The following is a 15,074-nucleotide window of genomic DNA, read 5'->3' as shown; positions in this document are numbered from 1 at the left end:
CCTCCTCACACCGATACTTTGTTTTTTAATAAATATTTACTAAAAAAGATTGAACCTGTAATAATGATTGCAAAAAGACCTATTTCCATATAAATGACTTCGCTTGGATAAAATATGAAATTATTTCCAAAAACGTAAGATTGAATAATCTCTGGTATAAGAATTAAAACGACAATCGCCATAGCGTATAAAATTCCAAATAATATACCTTTCCAGCGATAACTACGTTCTAATAGTATGAATGTGAAAAGAGAAAACACTAAGCCCATTCCAATCAGGTACCTAAAAATAAAATCCACAAAATTACTTGGTAAAATCATTTGAAAAATATTAGGACCCATAACAAGTTCAATCGTATTCATTTTTCCTAAAAGGTCACTTGGAATGATTTGTTGAAATACGTTTATTTCAATTGGTAAAAGAATTAGTTGAAAAGCTAGTAAACTCAATACCATAATTAAGATTGTAGTCGCTTTAGCAAAGTAAATTGTCATTCTTGAAGTTGGTAGCATAAATAAACGATAAATAAACGTGTTTTTTCCGAAATAATCTCTATACCAAATTATAAAAACATAGAACATCATTAAAGCGACACTGATCACAATAGGTCCAATAAATAATGCATGATTAGCAACCTGGTTAAAACTTATCAATCCATACCTTGTAATAAATTCCTCCGTTGCTTTCATAGAGCTTGCGTAATTTGCATCATTCGCCATTTTCATATAAGAAGACTTTACTGCAAATAAACTCACGAACTGCGAAATTGCTACTATAATAAGTAATCCTATATATAATTTAAAAAATCGATTAACTTCAAAATTAACTAGTTTCAAATATCGATTCATGACTCATACACCTCTCTCATTACGTCCATCACTGATTTACCTTCTTCCAATCGAATTTCTTCTGTATAAAACTCTTTCAGAATCTCTCCGTTATCTAATAAAACAACCTTATCGATTAAGTGCTCAATATCACTAATTTCGTGCGTAGTTATAATCACGCCTCGATCTTCAATTAAGTGACTCGTAAACACTTTTGCAATTTGCTCTCTACTAAACATATCGATTCCAGAAAAAGGTTCATCCATCAGAACATAATCTACATCTAGTCCTAAACCAAAAAGTAAATTGGCTTTTGCAGCATTCCCTTTTGAAAGTTCACCTAGTTTTTCATCTTCCTTTAAACGGAAAAACCCAAGTAATTCTTTTGCACGCTCTGTATTCCAGTTTACATAAAAGTCTTTCATAAACTGCATTGCTTCACCAACTGTAAAACTAGGAAGCATTGTAAGTGTATCTGGTATAAATGTGATATTTTCGTACATTGTATGATTCATTTCCTTATCATCTATTAATATTTCACCGCGATCGATTGGCGTAATCCCCATAATCGCCTTCATCGTTGTAGACTTACCAACACCATTAATACCAATTAAACAAGTGATTTCTCCTTTATTTGCAGTGAAAGAAATATCACGTAAAACATTTTTCCGACCATATTTTTTTGAAACATTTTTTACTTGGATCATTTAAGCATCTCCTTTCTTTTCTTCTTTTATCTTTTGTTCATAGTTTTGTTTAACCATTGTAAGTAATTCTTCCACTGGAACATTTATTACTTTAATTGAATCGACGAATTCATTTACAGCTTCCATAATCAATTCATTTCGTACACCATTTAACACTTTTATATCAGTCGTAATCTTACTAGGGAAATTTCGTTCAGTCGTAATCAATCCTTGTTCCTCCATTTCCTTGTATGCTTTTTGTACAGTATTTGGATTTATATTAAATTGAACAGCTAATTCTCTTCTTGATGGTATTTCTTGACCAGCTTCTAATAGTCTTTTGGCAATTTGTTGTTTAAAATGCCTAACGACCTGTAAATAAACGGGTTCACGGTTATTCACTATAAATTCCATCAATCCACCTCCTCGTTCTTAATACAATTTAATTAGTATGTGTGTGTACTACTTAGTTCATACACCTAATCCATAACAATGCGTATCACTCGGTTAATACACCTTATACGTGTACTATACAGGTAATACACTAAAATTGTCAAACATAAAATTAAAAAATACTAGACTTAATTGAACCGTTCCAATTAGTCTAGTATTTGTACGCTATCCTTAATTTAGTTTTTTTCGATCTTTTCGAATAACTAAAAAGTAAAAGAAGATACTAGGCCAAGGAAATTGGATCATACCTAACAGCCCCCATAACCAGGCTGAACGATTTCTCTTTTTAGCTTTTGTAAAAAGTGTGATACTTTGAATTATTAAAATTGTGAAGACTAAAACTAATATGATAATATTTTCTGTTGTCCATTCCACTTTAAATCCACTCACTTTCTATTTTCTTTTTATCTCGTTTAAAAATAATTGGTAGTACAATAAAGCCTAAACCTTGAATAATAACAATACTCACTGGTGCTTCTAACGCTATAAGTAGTGTACCTATAAATAAACTGCATGCTACACAAATGAATATTATTAATTCCTTAAGAAAAATCGTTTTCTTTTTTTCTTGATGACTTTTAATCTTTTCTGTAATTGCGTTGATTGAAGGTTCTTGAATATTCGTTAATTCATCAAACTGCTTAAATGCCGAAACAATTTCTTCTTTATCCATCTTGCATTAACTCCTTTCTTAACTCCTTCATTCCATTATGAATTCTTGATTTAACCGTTCCTTCTCGAATTCCCATCATATTTCCAATTTCTTCGTTCGTATAGCCGTAGTAATGCTTTAATAATATGGCCGCTCGCACTTCCGATTTAAGCTTTTCAAAACCCTCCATAATATCACTCCACTCAAACCCTTTATAAGCCAACTGCCAATTTAAGGAACGGGATAATTCTACAGACTCATTTTTTTGCCAAAACCATTCGCGCTTTTTCTTTCTTTGTTGATCTAAATAAAGTCTAGTAGCGATTGTTATTAGCCAAGTTGAAAATTTTGATTGACCATTGTATTTCTTTATATTGTCATAACCTTTCAGCATCGTATCCTGCACTAAATCTTCTGCAGTTTGTTGATTTAACGTCATCTTCAATACGTATTTATATAAAAAGGAATAATGGATTTGAAAAAGTTTAGCAAATGCATCTTGGTCACCTTGCTGAGCATCCTTGATAATTTCTAATTCATCTAAATCAGCCATTTCTTCCTCCTTCCTAGCTAACTTATTCAATATTTATTTAGTTTTCATTTGTTATACGATTAGGTTCTGCAAATCGTTCATTTTTCTTTTAATTTTTTTCAAAAAAAAAGTGAGGGGTAAATTCGACTTTACCCTTCACTCTTATTAAACTTATTTAGGACGATCAATCGTAAACATTTCTCCAACTTTAGCATAATCATTCCCTGCTAAACGACTAACTGCTTTTAAGCCATCTGCATCGATTCGTCCATTTTCATAAATTTCATCTTCTATATGAAAATAAACAACCTTGCCTATTAATAAGTCGCAAGCCTCATTATCTTTTCCTAATGGAATTGCTTGTTCTAAAATGCATTCCATTCGAATTTTTGACTCCTTCACTCCTGGAACTGAAACCATTACACTTTCTACTGGGGTTAACCCTGCTAATTTAACTTCGCTCTCAGTAGGTGGCAATGCAGCAGCTGTTTTATTAATCGCTTCAACATTTGATTCATCAACAATATGGACAACGAACTCTTTTTTCTCAATCGCATTTCTAGCTGTATCTTTTTGTTTACCATTTTGTCGCTGAACTGATACAGATATCATAGGTGGATTAGACGTTACGATGTTGAAATAGCTAAATGGTGCTCCATTTAAGACATTCTCATTTGATTCAGTTGTAACAAAAGCAATTGGTCTTGGAATAATCCCACCAATTAAGAACTTATAATTATCACGATCACTTAAATCCGCTGGAGAAAAAGATTTCATCATTATTGCATACTCCTTAAAAGTTATTTTTGTACCAATCAGCTGCTGCTTCAATTTCCGATCTAGTTAAGCTATGCCCCATGTTTTCCCAATGAGTAACGACTTTTGCGCCAGCCCCGTCTAACAATGATGCTAATTCTTCCGTTTCTTTTGGTAAACAAATTGGATCATTTTTTCCTGCACCAATGAAGACTGACACATCTTTCATATTTGGTAATTCTAGATCACGAATCGGTACCATTGGATGCAATAGCATTGCTCCTTTAAATACATTTTCATAATGGAACAGTAAGCTACCTGCAATGTTTGCACCGTTTGAATAACCAATTGCGATCATATTGTTTGGTTCAAATCCATGTTCTGCGGAAGCCGATTCAATAAACTCTTTTAATTCTTTTGTACGGAAAACTAAATCTTCCATATCAAATACACCTTCAGCTAATCGCTTAAAAAAACGTGGCATTCCATTTTCGCTCACATTACCTCTTACAGATAAAACAGAAGCTTCATCATCGATCATACCTGCGATAGGTAATAGATCCAGTTCATTTCCACCTGTACCATGTAATAATAAAAATGTTGGTTTTGATGGATTACTTCCTCTATTAAATACGTGCTTCATCGTCATTCTCCTTTCACTTCTCTAACAACAATTGGTTGTAAGTGATTTTCTATTATTTCACGATGTGGTTCCTGCCACTTTGGTAGCATTAACTGTTCTCCTAAATGGTCAATATCCTCATCAATCATAAATCCTGGTGGATCAGTTGCAATTTCAAATAATAGGCCACCATTTTCACGAAAATAAATAGCATTAAAATAATTTCGATCTTTTACTTCAGTAACTCCATAATGATTGTCATATAACTTATCTTGCCATTTTACATGTTCTTCATCATTACTTGCCCTCCATGCAATATGATGGACAGTTCCTACTCCCATAGCGCCTCTTCCTACTGCTGCTAATTCAATATCGATAATATTTCCAATATCACCAGCAGCCTTAAAACGTAAATAGTTACCCTCTTGACCTAAGCATTCTAATTCCATTACGTTTTCCAATAATTCAGCTGTTTTATTTGGTGCTCCAGAATATAAAACTGCACCACCAAACCCTTTAATTGCTACATCCTTTGTAACACCATTAAATTCCCAAGTATTTTCCTGGCCAGCATCCCTTCCTACTAATTCAAGCTGTAAGCCATGAAAGTCTTCAAATTGAAGAAATGTTTCTCCAAATCGACTTACTTTTTTTGTTTGAATTTTAAAAGATGCTAAACGATTTTCCCAAAATCCCATTGAGTTAGCTGGGATTAAAAATGTTGTGATTCCTACTTGCCCACTTCCTACTTTTCCTCTATATGCATTAGCCCAAGGGAAAAAAGTCATGATCGTTCCTGGTTTTGCAGATTCATCTCCAAAATAAAAGTGATACGTACCTGGATCATCAAAATTAATTGTTTTTTTCACAAAGCGTAAGCCTAAAATCCCAGCGTAGAAATCCATATTTTCTTGTGGATCACCAACTATCGCAGTGATATGATGTATACCTTTCATTTTTTCCATAAACTCTCCTCCGTTCTAATTCATTATTTATTTAATTTCCTTAATAAAGTAAGTAATTGTAATTGCTCTTCTTCAGTTAATTTGCTGAATTGTGCTTGTTGAAACTCATCCTGTGTAGGAACGATTTCTTCATACATTTTTTGACCGATCTCTGTTAAAGAGAGATATTTGTTTTTCCATTCTACTTCTCGTTTAATCCATTGAAGCTCTTCCATTTTCTTTAATAGATGAGTCACATTTCCTTTTGTAACAACTAATTTATCGGCTAATTCTTGCTGAGTAAGACGCTTATTTCTCCCAACATGGACTATTACATCAAATTGAGCAGTCGTCAGTCCCCATTTTTTCAATTGATTATTTGATTCTCTAACATTTTTAAGATAAAAACGAGCTAATCGAAACCAAAGTAATACTGCTAAATTTTTTGATTTGTTTGCAGAAGCTTCATTATGACTATTTAACATTTTTTCACCGTTGCCAAAAATTTATAAAAATCAATAATCTTCTTTTATTTTTATAGATTTCGTTTATTTCCCCATTCTACGTGTCCGATTTTGCCTAGATAGCTACTTTCGTTTGCTCTAACACTCCAAGGGCGTAAATTCGGATACAACGAATCCTACATATCAGTAATGACGTCTAGGTGTCAGATTACTAATTTATATCGTGACAAGTTGATCGCTGCGTTTAAATCTCGATCGATTTCATGTCCGCATTCACATTTGTACAATCGGTCTGATAGTTTTAAATCGCTTTTTATAATTCCACAACTTGAACACTTTTTAGAAGATGGATACCACTTATCTGCTTCAACAAATTCAATGCCATATTTTTCACATTTATATTGAATTTGGCATTTGAATTTAAATAAACACTGCTTTGAAATTGCTTTTGAAAGGTGCTTATTCTTCATCATTCCTTTGATATTTATGGCTTCCATTATGATGCGATAAGGTTTGGTTTTCACAATCTCGCTCGTGGATTGATGAAGATGATCTAGTCTGATATTTGTCAATCTTCTATAAAGGTGTTGTATCTTTTTTTCGATTTTTATAATATTGGTTGTTTTGACGTAACGGTTTCCCTCCTTATTCATTTCATATTTACGAGAAACTCGACGTTGCAACCTACGTAGACGTTTCTCTACCTTTCTCACAGTGCCTGTTTTATTAATATTTTTCTTCTTGATGCCATCTGAACATACGGCTAATTCTTTTATCCCTATGTCAATACCAAGAGAGACATTTGTCAGTTCAACTATTTCTTTTAAAACATCCACACCAACAGAAAGATACCAGTATTTTCCGTCATTGCTAATTCTCGGATTATAGTATTTTTTAACTAGTATCATTTCTGAAACTACAACCCAACCGACTTTTTCAATCAACACTTTATTTCCTTTTACTTTCAACTTCACATTATCGTTATAAAAGGATGGTTTGGATTTTCTTTTACTTTTGAATCGTGGTTTATCTGCTAACCCTTTAAAGAACTTTTCATATGCATTACAAAGATCTTTTATTGCTTGTTTTGTAATATTATTCGATACTTCATATAACCAAGAAAATTCATCAGTTTGTTTTAATACCGTTAATTCTTTTCTTAACAGTCCATCAGAAATAAATTTCCCACCGTTTTTATAACTTTCTTCTTGTTTGTACAATGCCCAGTTATAAGCCCATCTAGCAGTTCCCACTGATTTCCATAATTGTGCTTCTTGTACTTTAGTTGGTCTTAATCTTACTCTCTTCGCAAGTATCAATGTTTTTTTCAAATTTTTAAGAGTTTCTTCAGTTCCACTTATCGAATCAACATTCAAATTTCTCACCTCATGTATATTTAAACACAATGGATGATTTGCATTTAGAACAAATAGTGATACTTTTATAAATTTTAGTAGATCTAAATAAACTGCCTTAAACCTCTTTGATCGATCATATTATCAGTTTAATATTAAACTGATAAATTAGCAAGTAGATAGTTTTATCATAATAAAAGATTGCTCTATAAAAGAAGAACGTTGATTTTCGCTCCAGGATGCTCGCTTTCCGTAGGCGAGACCTGAGCCTCCTCGTATATCCCACAAAAGTCGAGCAGCTTTACGCTCCAATAAACTTCTCTAAAGCAAGACTGCCAAAAAGCGAATGAATAATGATTTCAATTAATACAACTAAAACTCTTTATTACTCTAATTCTTTCAACACTCTTAAATTCCCTTTAATTACCTATTTTTATTCTTTTAGTAACTAGTGATGATATATAATATATTTTGCTCGAACAATTTTGAAAGATAGGTATAGTATATGAAAAAAAGACTACTGAAAATAAGCGTATGTATTCTACTTTTGTTTGTTATTTTATTTGGATCGTACAAGCTAATGAATGCAAGATCTTTTCAGCTTTTTGGTGGGTTAACAAACGAAGTACACACTAACCAAAAAGTAGTGGCTTTAACATTTGACGACGGTCCAACCAAAAACGTTGATAACATTCTTCCACTTTTAGATCAATACAATGCAAAAGCTACTTTTTTTCTAATCGGTAATGAAATTGAAAAGAATCCCGAGGAAACTAAAAAAATTGTGGATGCGGGACAACAAGTTGGAAATCATACATATTCTCACGAAAGAATGGTGCTAAAATCACCTTCATTTATCAAAAATGAAATAGAAAAGACAGATAAACTAATTCGAAAAGTTGGCTATAAAGGGGATATTGAGTTCCGTCCACCAAATGGTAAAAAACTATTTGGGTTACCGTATTACATGCATAAACATAACCGAGAAACGATTACATGGAATTTGGAGCCAGATACTTTTTACACAAATCCTGAAGACAAAATAAACTACGTAAAGAAAAATATTAAACCGGGTTCAATTATTTTAATTCATCCGATGTACGATAAAACTGGTAAAGAATTAGCAACAATTAAGGGGATATTGGATTTATTATCGAAAGATGGATATAAATTTGTGACAGTGAAAGAGCTTCAGAAGTTACAAAAAGACAAGTAGCATCAAGCTCCTTGTCTTTTTATATATTGATTATCGTTTTTCTTCTTTATGGAAAATTTAGTGCTTAAACTAAAGACTAAAACTCCTAACACAGTGCCAAATGTATTTAATAATATATCATCAATGTCGCATGATCGATAATTGTATCCGAGGAAAATTCCTGTGGTTCCTTGGATTATTTCAATCCCTAAACTTACAGTAAAACCAACTAATATCGTTTTACTTTTCATAATTTTAGGATATAGGACTCGCAAAGCAAATCCTAATGGCATAAATAATACAATATTTCCGCCAACTTGCTTGAGAGCAATTGAAAATGATCCATATCTTATTGAATCTACAACTACTTTTAAAGGGACAAAATTATTTGTATATCCCAAGTGATCCTCAATCATGACCTGAATTAGATATTTTTGATAAGGAAATGGAAACAAAGTAATATCGACGATACATGTAATGTAGATTCCAAAGATGATCCAATATAAATATTTTAGTAGAGTAATGTAACCTTTAAAGTATCTATAACCAAAAAATAAAATGATTACAGTCATGATAAAGATACTTGGATATAAATAATTTAACAATACTTTCCTCCCCTTCACCTTCCAAGGAATAAGAAACATCTTGCAGTGTTTCGTTTTTACCATTTTTTACCACAATTTATTATACTATATCAAAATCACTTTATTTTATATAGTTCATCGAATCAATTTTGATATTTCCATATAAGTCAGGTGCTTATTATTACTTTCACAATTGAGATAAATATAAAACTTTGAATATTACTTGAAAAAAAATCCAAAATAATACTGGTACATTTTGAAAACATTTCAAAGGAGACATCTAGATGAAGAAACAATTACTAAAATTCACATCTCTATTTTTATGTTTTGCACTAATTTTATCCCCTATTAAATCCAGTGCCGAACAAATGGATACTCGAGCTCATGGAAGATACATTAGTAAATCAGCGTGTAAATTCCAAGGTGATATGAGAAAGCTTTGGATGGATCATACGATTTGGACTAGTAAGTATATTGTTAGCGCCGTTGCTGGATTGCCAGATAAAGATGTAGTACTTGCTCGATTATTAAGAAATCAACAAGATACTGGAAATGCAGTTAAACCTTATTATGGTGCTGCGGCAGGAGATCAGCTTGCTAAACTACTAACCGAACACATTGTACTGGCTGGTAAAATTGTTGATGCTGCTAAAGCGAATGATATGGCAACTTTAAAAACGTTAAACGATCAATGGTTTAAAAATGCAGATGATATTGCTGCATTTTTGAGTAAAGCAAATCCAAATTGGACAAATCAAGCTTTAAAAGACTTGCTATACAAGCATCTAAAAATGGTAACAAATGAAGTTGTAACAAGAATACAAATGAATTGGGACGGAAATGCAAAAGCATTTGATGATGGTCTTGATCACATTATCGTTATAGCAGATGCATTGTCTTCAGGTATTATTAAGCAATTCCCAAATAAATTTAAAAATTAAACAAACGTTTGATTTATGAATTCAACAAAAAAGATGAATTTAGCTCTAAACTAAATTCATCTTTTTTCTGTTTATTTTAAATCATGCAATCTTTCCATGATCCGTCTTTTTTTATAAAGCATTCTTCCAGCCTCGCCAACATCTTCAATTGCTTGTTTATTTACATATGCACCAAATATTAAACCTGCAATCGGGACCATCTGAAACAGTTTCTTCCAGCCCATGTTATCTCGATATGTATAAAATACTTCTCTCCAACCTTCAATTTGAGAAAAGGCTTTTTTTCCTTCAATATTTGTTAACTCTTCTAATATAGCCTTTTTACCAACTATATCAGCAGATGTAAATTGCAAGCATTTAATAATGAAGACTCTCTCCATTTGATCATTTGGATCATAACCATAAGAAATCGCTATTTCTTGAAGTGTCTTTAATGTAAGTCCTAATAAAATTGGTATATCAATCGCAATCGTAAACATTCCACCAAAACCTGTTGTCGCTCCTTGGACCTTTGCAAATTGTTTACGACTAGCAATAAAACCATTCGAAACAAGATCCATTTGTTCAAGACTAAGTTGATTGACCATTTCCATTTCGGTTAATTCTTGAATTGAAAGCTCCTTACGCATCCTAGTTAGAGTTGAAGGAACACTAACTAAATATTGACCACCAGCATTCACATACTTAGATAGCTCATCTAAAATAACTCCAATCTTATCATGAATGAACTTAGGTGTAATTTTATCCAAAATCATAAATGGAATTCTACCAATTTTCTCCCAAAAAAATACGCTTTTTTGATCTTTTTCCCATTTTTCAATTTCATTAAGCTGCATTATTAGATACTCTTTCGTTTCCATAAACACTCCTAAAATTTTTAATCTGAACATAGTGACTACTAAAACTATAAAGCTTTTTGTGAAAAAAACCAAAAATAAAAAAGGGCTGTTCTTAGACTTACCCCTTTTACTCTTTTGAGTTAGTATTTTTCTTATTTTTGCTATTTTACTTACTCATGAGCACCTTATGAGTTAGCTTTTTTCTTATTTTTGCTTTTGTACTTACTCATCAACCCTCTAAGAGTTACTAAATTCCTCATTTTCACATTTTTACTTACTCATGAACCCTCTATAAGTAAGATGCTTTCATTTTCTTACCTCTAAAAAACAAGGTATCCCATAAAAAGTGGGACACCCTGTTCTAATGTTTAAAATGATCTTCATAATCAACCTAAAAATCTTATCTTATCCGGGTTTCGAAGCATATAAATACTTCGATAACGATCTCCTTCTATTTCAAAACAAATTACGGTTGGCTCCTCGCCTTCACTTTTAACAATTAATCCAATTTGATTATTGATCAAAGCAATTTCGATTTCGGATGGAGAGTTTATCTTCTTCCTCACTCCAACAAGGAATGCAATAACATTTTTCTGTAGGTTGATTGGGCGAAGTGCAGCTTTCGTTTTGCCACCAGCGTCAGTAATTAGTACGATATCTTCCGTTAAAAGTGATATTAGCATTTCTAAATTACCTGTTTCAGCAGCTTCTATAAATCGTTTTGCAATGGTTAGCTCTTGATTTAGATTACGTTTTTCAACTACATCCTTACTTTGGACTTTGCGTTGAAGTCTACTGAATATTTTACGGCAATTCAATTCGGTTTTATTTAAAATATTTGCGATTGTACGAAAGTCAAACTGAAAGGCTTCACGTAATACAAATACTGCCCTTTCGATTGGATTTAGCTGTTCAAGTAAAACTAAGAATGCATAGGTTATCGTTTCATCTAAAATCATCTTTTCCATCGGATCATCATGTAAATCTTCAGGTAAGTTCTGAATAATCGGTTCTGGAAGCCACGGTCCTATATAAACTTCACGTTTATTTTTTGAAGATTTTAATAAATCCAAGCAACGGTTTGTCATAACTTTACATAAAAATGCTTTTATATTATTCGGCTCTTCTTTTGTGATGGATTGATTTATCTTATGAACTGTGAGAAAAGTTTCCTGTACCAAATCCTCCGAATCCTCAACCGAACCTAGCATACTATATCCTATTGAAAATAAAAGTGGTTTATATTGAGAATATAGATAATCTACTTCCATGGAGTATCTTCTCCTCTATCTTAAATTAGTTGAAGTTCGAGCTTCTCATTTATAAGTTTAGTAGCATTTTTAGCGCTCTTTAGTGATGCATTCAATAGAAGTTCTGTCTCCCCTACCCAATCCCCTGCAACGTAAATACCTTCTATGCCCAATTCATTATTTGATAAATTGTTGCCTAATTTATCAAATGGCTTTTTTATGTCGTTGGAAACAATAAGCTTAGGAAGATAGCGACGTGAAATGACGTACTCTCTCCAACCTGGTTGAACTAAATCAAGTAAACTTTCAAGCTCTTCCTCATCTTTTGCCGAATCTGTTTCGTTGACCGAGTTTAAATATTTCATTATATGGACTACACTTTCGCCTTCTTTCGATAATTTAGCTACTGTTGAATGATTTGAAAAATACCATGGTTGATCTACACCTAAAGCAAAGTTGAGTTTTGGATTCGGTAAACCATTCATCACAAGGTCAAGGCATGCAGCTTTTACTGGCACCATTTGATTACATTTTTGTAAAAATGAATCTGAGACTGGCTCATCTATTAACTTAACTAAATCAATTGGGTTAATAGTTGATAACAAACAGCTGGTGTTGATCATAGTATCATTTTTCAAAATAAGGTTTATGTTTGGGTAAGAGCCAGTAATTTTAGACACTACTGTACTATTTTGAATCGTAACACCAAGTTGATTCGCCTTTTTAATTAGGTCGTTAACAATTGATTGCCATCCGTCATTTATATACAATACTTTAGCACTACGAAGCTGGCCTATTGCCACTCCGGCACTTATCATTTCAGAATTACTTGTAAAGGTAGATACGCGTACAAAGGCTAAAATTAAATTCTTTATACGGTGACTTGTTATTTTTCTATTTAAATATTCTTCTAAAGTAATATGATTGATCTCATCTAAGTCCATTTTACGAATATGTCGGTAAAATCGAATAAATTCCATTTTTTCTTTCCATTTTAAATGATTACCCAAAAATAAATTAATTGCCTCTATTATTTTCATTTGTTTAGATTGATCTCCAAGAATAAATGCCCCACTCAATTTTGGAAGTTTGCCAGAAACAGTAACACCTACTTCATTTAAAATTTCGATACAGTTTGTATATAGTGCGTGTGCTCCAAGATTTAAATGTGCATCGCCAATTGTATTAGAAATACCTCTCCCACCTAATTTAGATGCTTTATCCAATAGAAGTACTTTTTTACCTGCTTGAGCTAAGTAGATCGAAGCAGTTAACCCCGCAATACCACCACCAAATACAGTAACATCCCATTTTTGATGACCATCTATTTGATTTAAATTCATAATATTATCTCTCCCTTTCCTTTTCTTCATTAATTAAGACGAATGAAATACAAAAAATGTGACATATAGTAGAGCAGGACAAAGAAAAAATAATTATTTTATATTGGCTTCGGACGGGCTTATTTCATTTCTCTCGAATAGTGATAAACAGAATTACACAAAATTACTTTGACAGATAGAGTAATTATTGTTAACATTACTCTATCAGATAGAATAATATTATAGAAGGTGGATTTATGGTTAGAAGTGATATCATACGCGGGCATCTTGACTCAATCATATTAAAGCTCATTTCTGAGAAAGACCGCTACGGATATGAGATTTCTCAAGAAATTGGTTTACGGACAGACAATCGGTTTCAAATAAAAGAAGCAACATTATACGCTGTATTTCAGCGCTTAGAAAAAAAAGAATTAGTAGAAGCTTATTTTGGCGATATTACACACGGTGGAAAAAGAAAATATTACAAAATTACTTCATTAGGTAAAGCATATTTAAGTGAATTAGTAAAAGAATGGCAGGAAGTAAAAGAAATAATTGATTTATTCATGGAGGAGATATAATGAAAAAAATTAGAAATCATATTGAAGAACTATTTAAAGATGTTCCTAAAACTGAACAATCAGAAATAGTTAAGCAAGAGATCATTCAAAACTTAGAAGAAAAAGTCATGTTTTTAATGGAAAATGGTAAGGAAGAAGAAGACGCTATAAACAAAGCAATTGTAGAATTTGGTGATATTGAGGAATTAAAGAGTGAACTTGGTGTTAGAAAACCAGATAGCAAAAAGTCAAATTTTGCAAAGCTAAATTTATCTTACTCAATTTGGGGTAGTGGTTTACTAATCGCTTTTTTCTTATTTATTAATTTTTACTATACTCCAAAGACTATATGGTTTGTGTATCCAACCTTTGGATTATTATGGTGGCCCCTTTCAATGTATTTCTACTGGCAACGTAAAAAGTGAGGTGAATATCAGTGAAAAATTATATCGGTTTTGCAACTGCAGGCTGTATTATGACAATGGTCTTTTTTATGCTCGTAAATTTTATTACATCTCCTAACACGATTTGGTTCATTTACCCATGTTTTTTCATTTTATTTTGGCCAATTAGTTTATACTTCATTGGAAAAAGATCGATGAAGCAATTCTCACTCTTTGGCAGTATAGTACTCTTAGCATTCTTGTTAACGGAAAACTTAATTCACTCACCTGATTATCTTTGGTTTTTCTATGCTGCTTTCCCTATTATTAGTTGGCCAGTCTTCATGTATTTAGGTAAAAATGCTAGAACTTTACCGATTGCTCTCCTTGGCAGTATCATTACAATCGCATATTATGGGTTATTGAATTTTATCGCTTCTCCAGAATATCCTTGGGTCATTTATCCGGCATTCGCAATTATTTGGTGGCCATTATCAATTTATCATGCAAAAAGAAAAGCGTTTGTAGCTTTTTCGTTTACAGCTAGCATTCTAATTAGTATTTTCTTTATCATTGTAAATCTCATTTCATCCCCAGATACAATTTGGGCTGTATATCCAATATTTGCAGTTATTTGGTGGCCTCTAAGTATGTATTTTTATAGTTATAAAAAGAAACAAATATAGATATTAATTGTACGCTCCTG

The 15,074-nt window shown here is 32.2% G+C and carries 19 protein-coding genes; 5 read left to right on the top strand and 14 right to left on the bottom strand.

What is annotated here, in order from left to right:
• Positions 1-5: 5 nt before the first annotated feature.
• The 10 genes from AB1282_RS07895 to AB1282_RS07850 all read right to left on the bottom strand — a co-directional run bounded on the left by AB1282_RS07895 (position 6) and on the right by AB1282_RS07850 (position 7,255).
• Positions 6-848, bottom strand: coding sequence for a hypothetical protein (locus tag AB1282_RS07895; protein ID WP_429898846.1), 843 nt, complete (start codon positions 846-848; stop codon positions 6-8).
• Entirely contained in the window at positions 845-1,534 is a 690-nt protein-coding gene (locus AB1282_RS07890; protein WP_429898845.1) for an ABC transporter ATP-binding protein, read from the bottom strand. The genes AB1282_RS07895 and AB1282_RS07890 overlap by 4 nt, the downstream gene beginning before the upstream one ends.
• On the bottom strand, positions 1,535-1,927 hold the full coding sequence (locus AB1282_RS07885) for a GntR family transcriptional regulator (protein ID WP_056469789.1): 393 nt from the start codon (positions 1,925-1,927) through the stop codon (positions 1,535-1,537).
• 415 nt (positions 1,928-2,342) lie between these two features.
• Positions 2,343-2,639, bottom strand: coding sequence for a YxlC family protein (locus tag AB1282_RS07880; RefSeq protein WP_056469788.1), 297 nt, complete (start codon positions 2,637-2,639; stop codon positions 2,343-2,345).
• The gene (gene sigY, locus AB1282_RS07875; RefSeq protein ID WP_390310162.1) at positions 2,632-3,171 is read right to left on the bottom strand and encodes an RNA polymerase sigma factor SigY; all 540 of its coding nucleotides are present in this window, start codon (positions 3,169-3,171) and stop codon (positions 2,632-2,634) included. Before sigY ends, AB1282_RS07880 begins: the two co-directional genes overlap by 8 nt.
• A 150-nt stretch (positions 3,172-3,321) precedes the next feature.
• A complete protein-coding gene (locus AB1282_RS07870; protein ID WP_056469986.1) occupies positions 3,322-3,927 on the bottom strand; it encodes a flavin reductase family protein in 606 nt (201 codons plus the stop codon).
• A 16-nt stretch (positions 3,928-3,943) separates the two neighbouring features.
• Positions 3,944-4,549, bottom strand: a complete 606-nt coding sequence (locus AB1282_RS07865) for an alpha/beta hydrolase (RefSeq protein WP_429898844.1) — start codon at positions 4,547-4,549, stop codon at positions 3,944-3,946.
• Positions 4,550-4,551: 2 nt separating this feature from the next.
• Positions 4,552-5,493 (bottom strand): ring-cleaving dioxygenase, encoded by a 942-nt coding sequence (locus AB1282_RS07860; RefSeq protein ID WP_056469780.1) that lies wholly within the window; start codon positions 5,491-5,493, stop codon positions 4,552-4,554.
• A gap of 23 nt (positions 5,494-5,516) precedes the next feature.
• Positions 5,517-5,957 (bottom strand): MarR family winged helix-turn-helix transcriptional regulator, encoded by a 441-nt coding sequence (locus tag AB1282_RS07855; RefSeq protein WP_429898843.1) that lies wholly within the window; start codon positions 5,955-5,957, stop codon positions 5,517-5,519.
• Positions 5,958-6,139: 182 nt separating this feature from the next.
• Positions 6,140-7,255, bottom strand: coding sequence for an RNA-guided endonuclease InsQ/TnpB family protein (locus AB1282_RS07850; protein ID WP_429901083.1), 1,116 nt, complete (start codon positions 7,253-7,255; stop codon positions 6,140-6,142).
• A gap of 541 nt (positions 7,256-7,796) precedes the next feature.
• Here AB1282_RS07850 and AB1282_RS07845 point away from each other — a divergent pair.
• Complete coding sequence (locus AB1282_RS07845) at positions 7,797-8,507, top strand: polysaccharide deacetylase family protein (protein WP_429898842.1); 711 nt, start codon at positions 7,797-7,799, stop codon at positions 8,505-8,507.
• Between the two features lie 2 nt (positions 8,508-8,509).
• On the opposite strand, the gene AB1282_RS07840 is transcribed toward AB1282_RS07845, so the two are convergent.
• Positions 8,510-9,091 (bottom strand): VanZ family protein, encoded by a 582-nt coding sequence (locus AB1282_RS07840; RefSeq protein ID WP_056469760.1) that lies wholly within the window; start codon positions 9,089-9,091, stop codon positions 8,510-8,512.
• A 263-nt stretch (positions 9,092-9,354) separates the two neighbouring features.
• On the opposite strand from AB1282_RS07840, the gene AB1282_RS07835 reads away from it, so the two are divergent.
• On the top strand, positions 9,355-10,011 hold the full coding sequence (locus AB1282_RS07835) for a glycosyltransferase (RefSeq protein ID WP_429898841.1): 657 nt from the start codon (positions 9,355-9,357) through the stop codon (positions 10,009-10,011).
• Between the two features lie 71 nt (positions 10,012-10,082).
• Here the strand turns inward: AB1282_RS07835 and AB1282_RS07830 are convergent, their stop codons facing one another.
• The 3 genes from AB1282_RS07830 to AB1282_RS07820 form a co-directional block, all read right to left on the bottom strand.
• A complete protein-coding gene (locus AB1282_RS07830; protein WP_429898840.1) occupies positions 10,083-10,871 on the bottom strand; it encodes an EcsC family protein in 789 nt (262 codons plus the stop codon).
• A gap of 365 nt (positions 10,872-11,236) precedes the next feature.
• Positions 11,237-12,121, bottom strand: a complete 885-nt coding sequence (gene sigJ, locus AB1282_RS07825; protein WP_429898839.1) for an RNA polymerase sigma factor SigJ — start codon at positions 12,119-12,121, stop codon at positions 11,237-11,239.
• Positions 12,122-12,141: 20 nt separating this feature from the next.
• The gene (locus AB1282_RS07820) at positions 12,142-13,443 is read right to left on the bottom strand and encodes an NAD(P)-binding protein (RefSeq protein WP_429898838.1); all 1,302 of its coding nucleotides are present in this window, start codon (positions 13,441-13,443) and stop codon (positions 12,142-12,144) included.
• Between the two features lie 236 nt (positions 13,444-13,679).
• Between AB1282_RS07820 and AB1282_RS07815 the strand changes: the two genes are divergently transcribed.
• The 3 genes from AB1282_RS07815 to AB1282_RS07805 are packed head-to-tail and all read left to right on the top strand — an operon-like array spanning position 13,680 to position 15,054.
• On the top strand, positions 13,680-14,006 hold the full coding sequence (locus AB1282_RS07815; protein ID WP_056469746.1) for a PadR family transcriptional regulator: 327 nt from the start codon (positions 13,680-13,682) through the stop codon (positions 14,004-14,006).
• A complete protein-coding gene (locus AB1282_RS07810; RefSeq protein ID WP_056469743.1) occupies positions 14,006-14,410 on the top strand; it encodes a permease prefix domain 1-containing protein in 405 nt (134 codons plus the stop codon). Before AB1282_RS07815 ends, AB1282_RS07810 begins: the two co-directional genes overlap by 1 nt.
• 11 nt (positions 14,411-14,421) lie before the next feature.
• The gene (locus AB1282_RS07805) at positions 14,422-15,054 is read left to right on the top strand and encodes a hypothetical protein (RefSeq protein WP_056469740.1); all 633 of its coding nucleotides are present in this window, start codon (positions 14,422-14,424) and stop codon (positions 15,052-15,054) included.
• Positions 15,055-15,074 lie beyond the last annotated feature (20 nt).

Origin of the sequence: Gottfriedia sp. S16(2024) (assembly GCF_050473765.1) — a bacterium.
Lineage (GTDB): Bacteria > Bacillota > Bacilli > Bacillales > Bacillaceae_G > Gottfriedia.
This window is presented reverse-complemented; position numbering and strand designations above follow the sequence as displayed.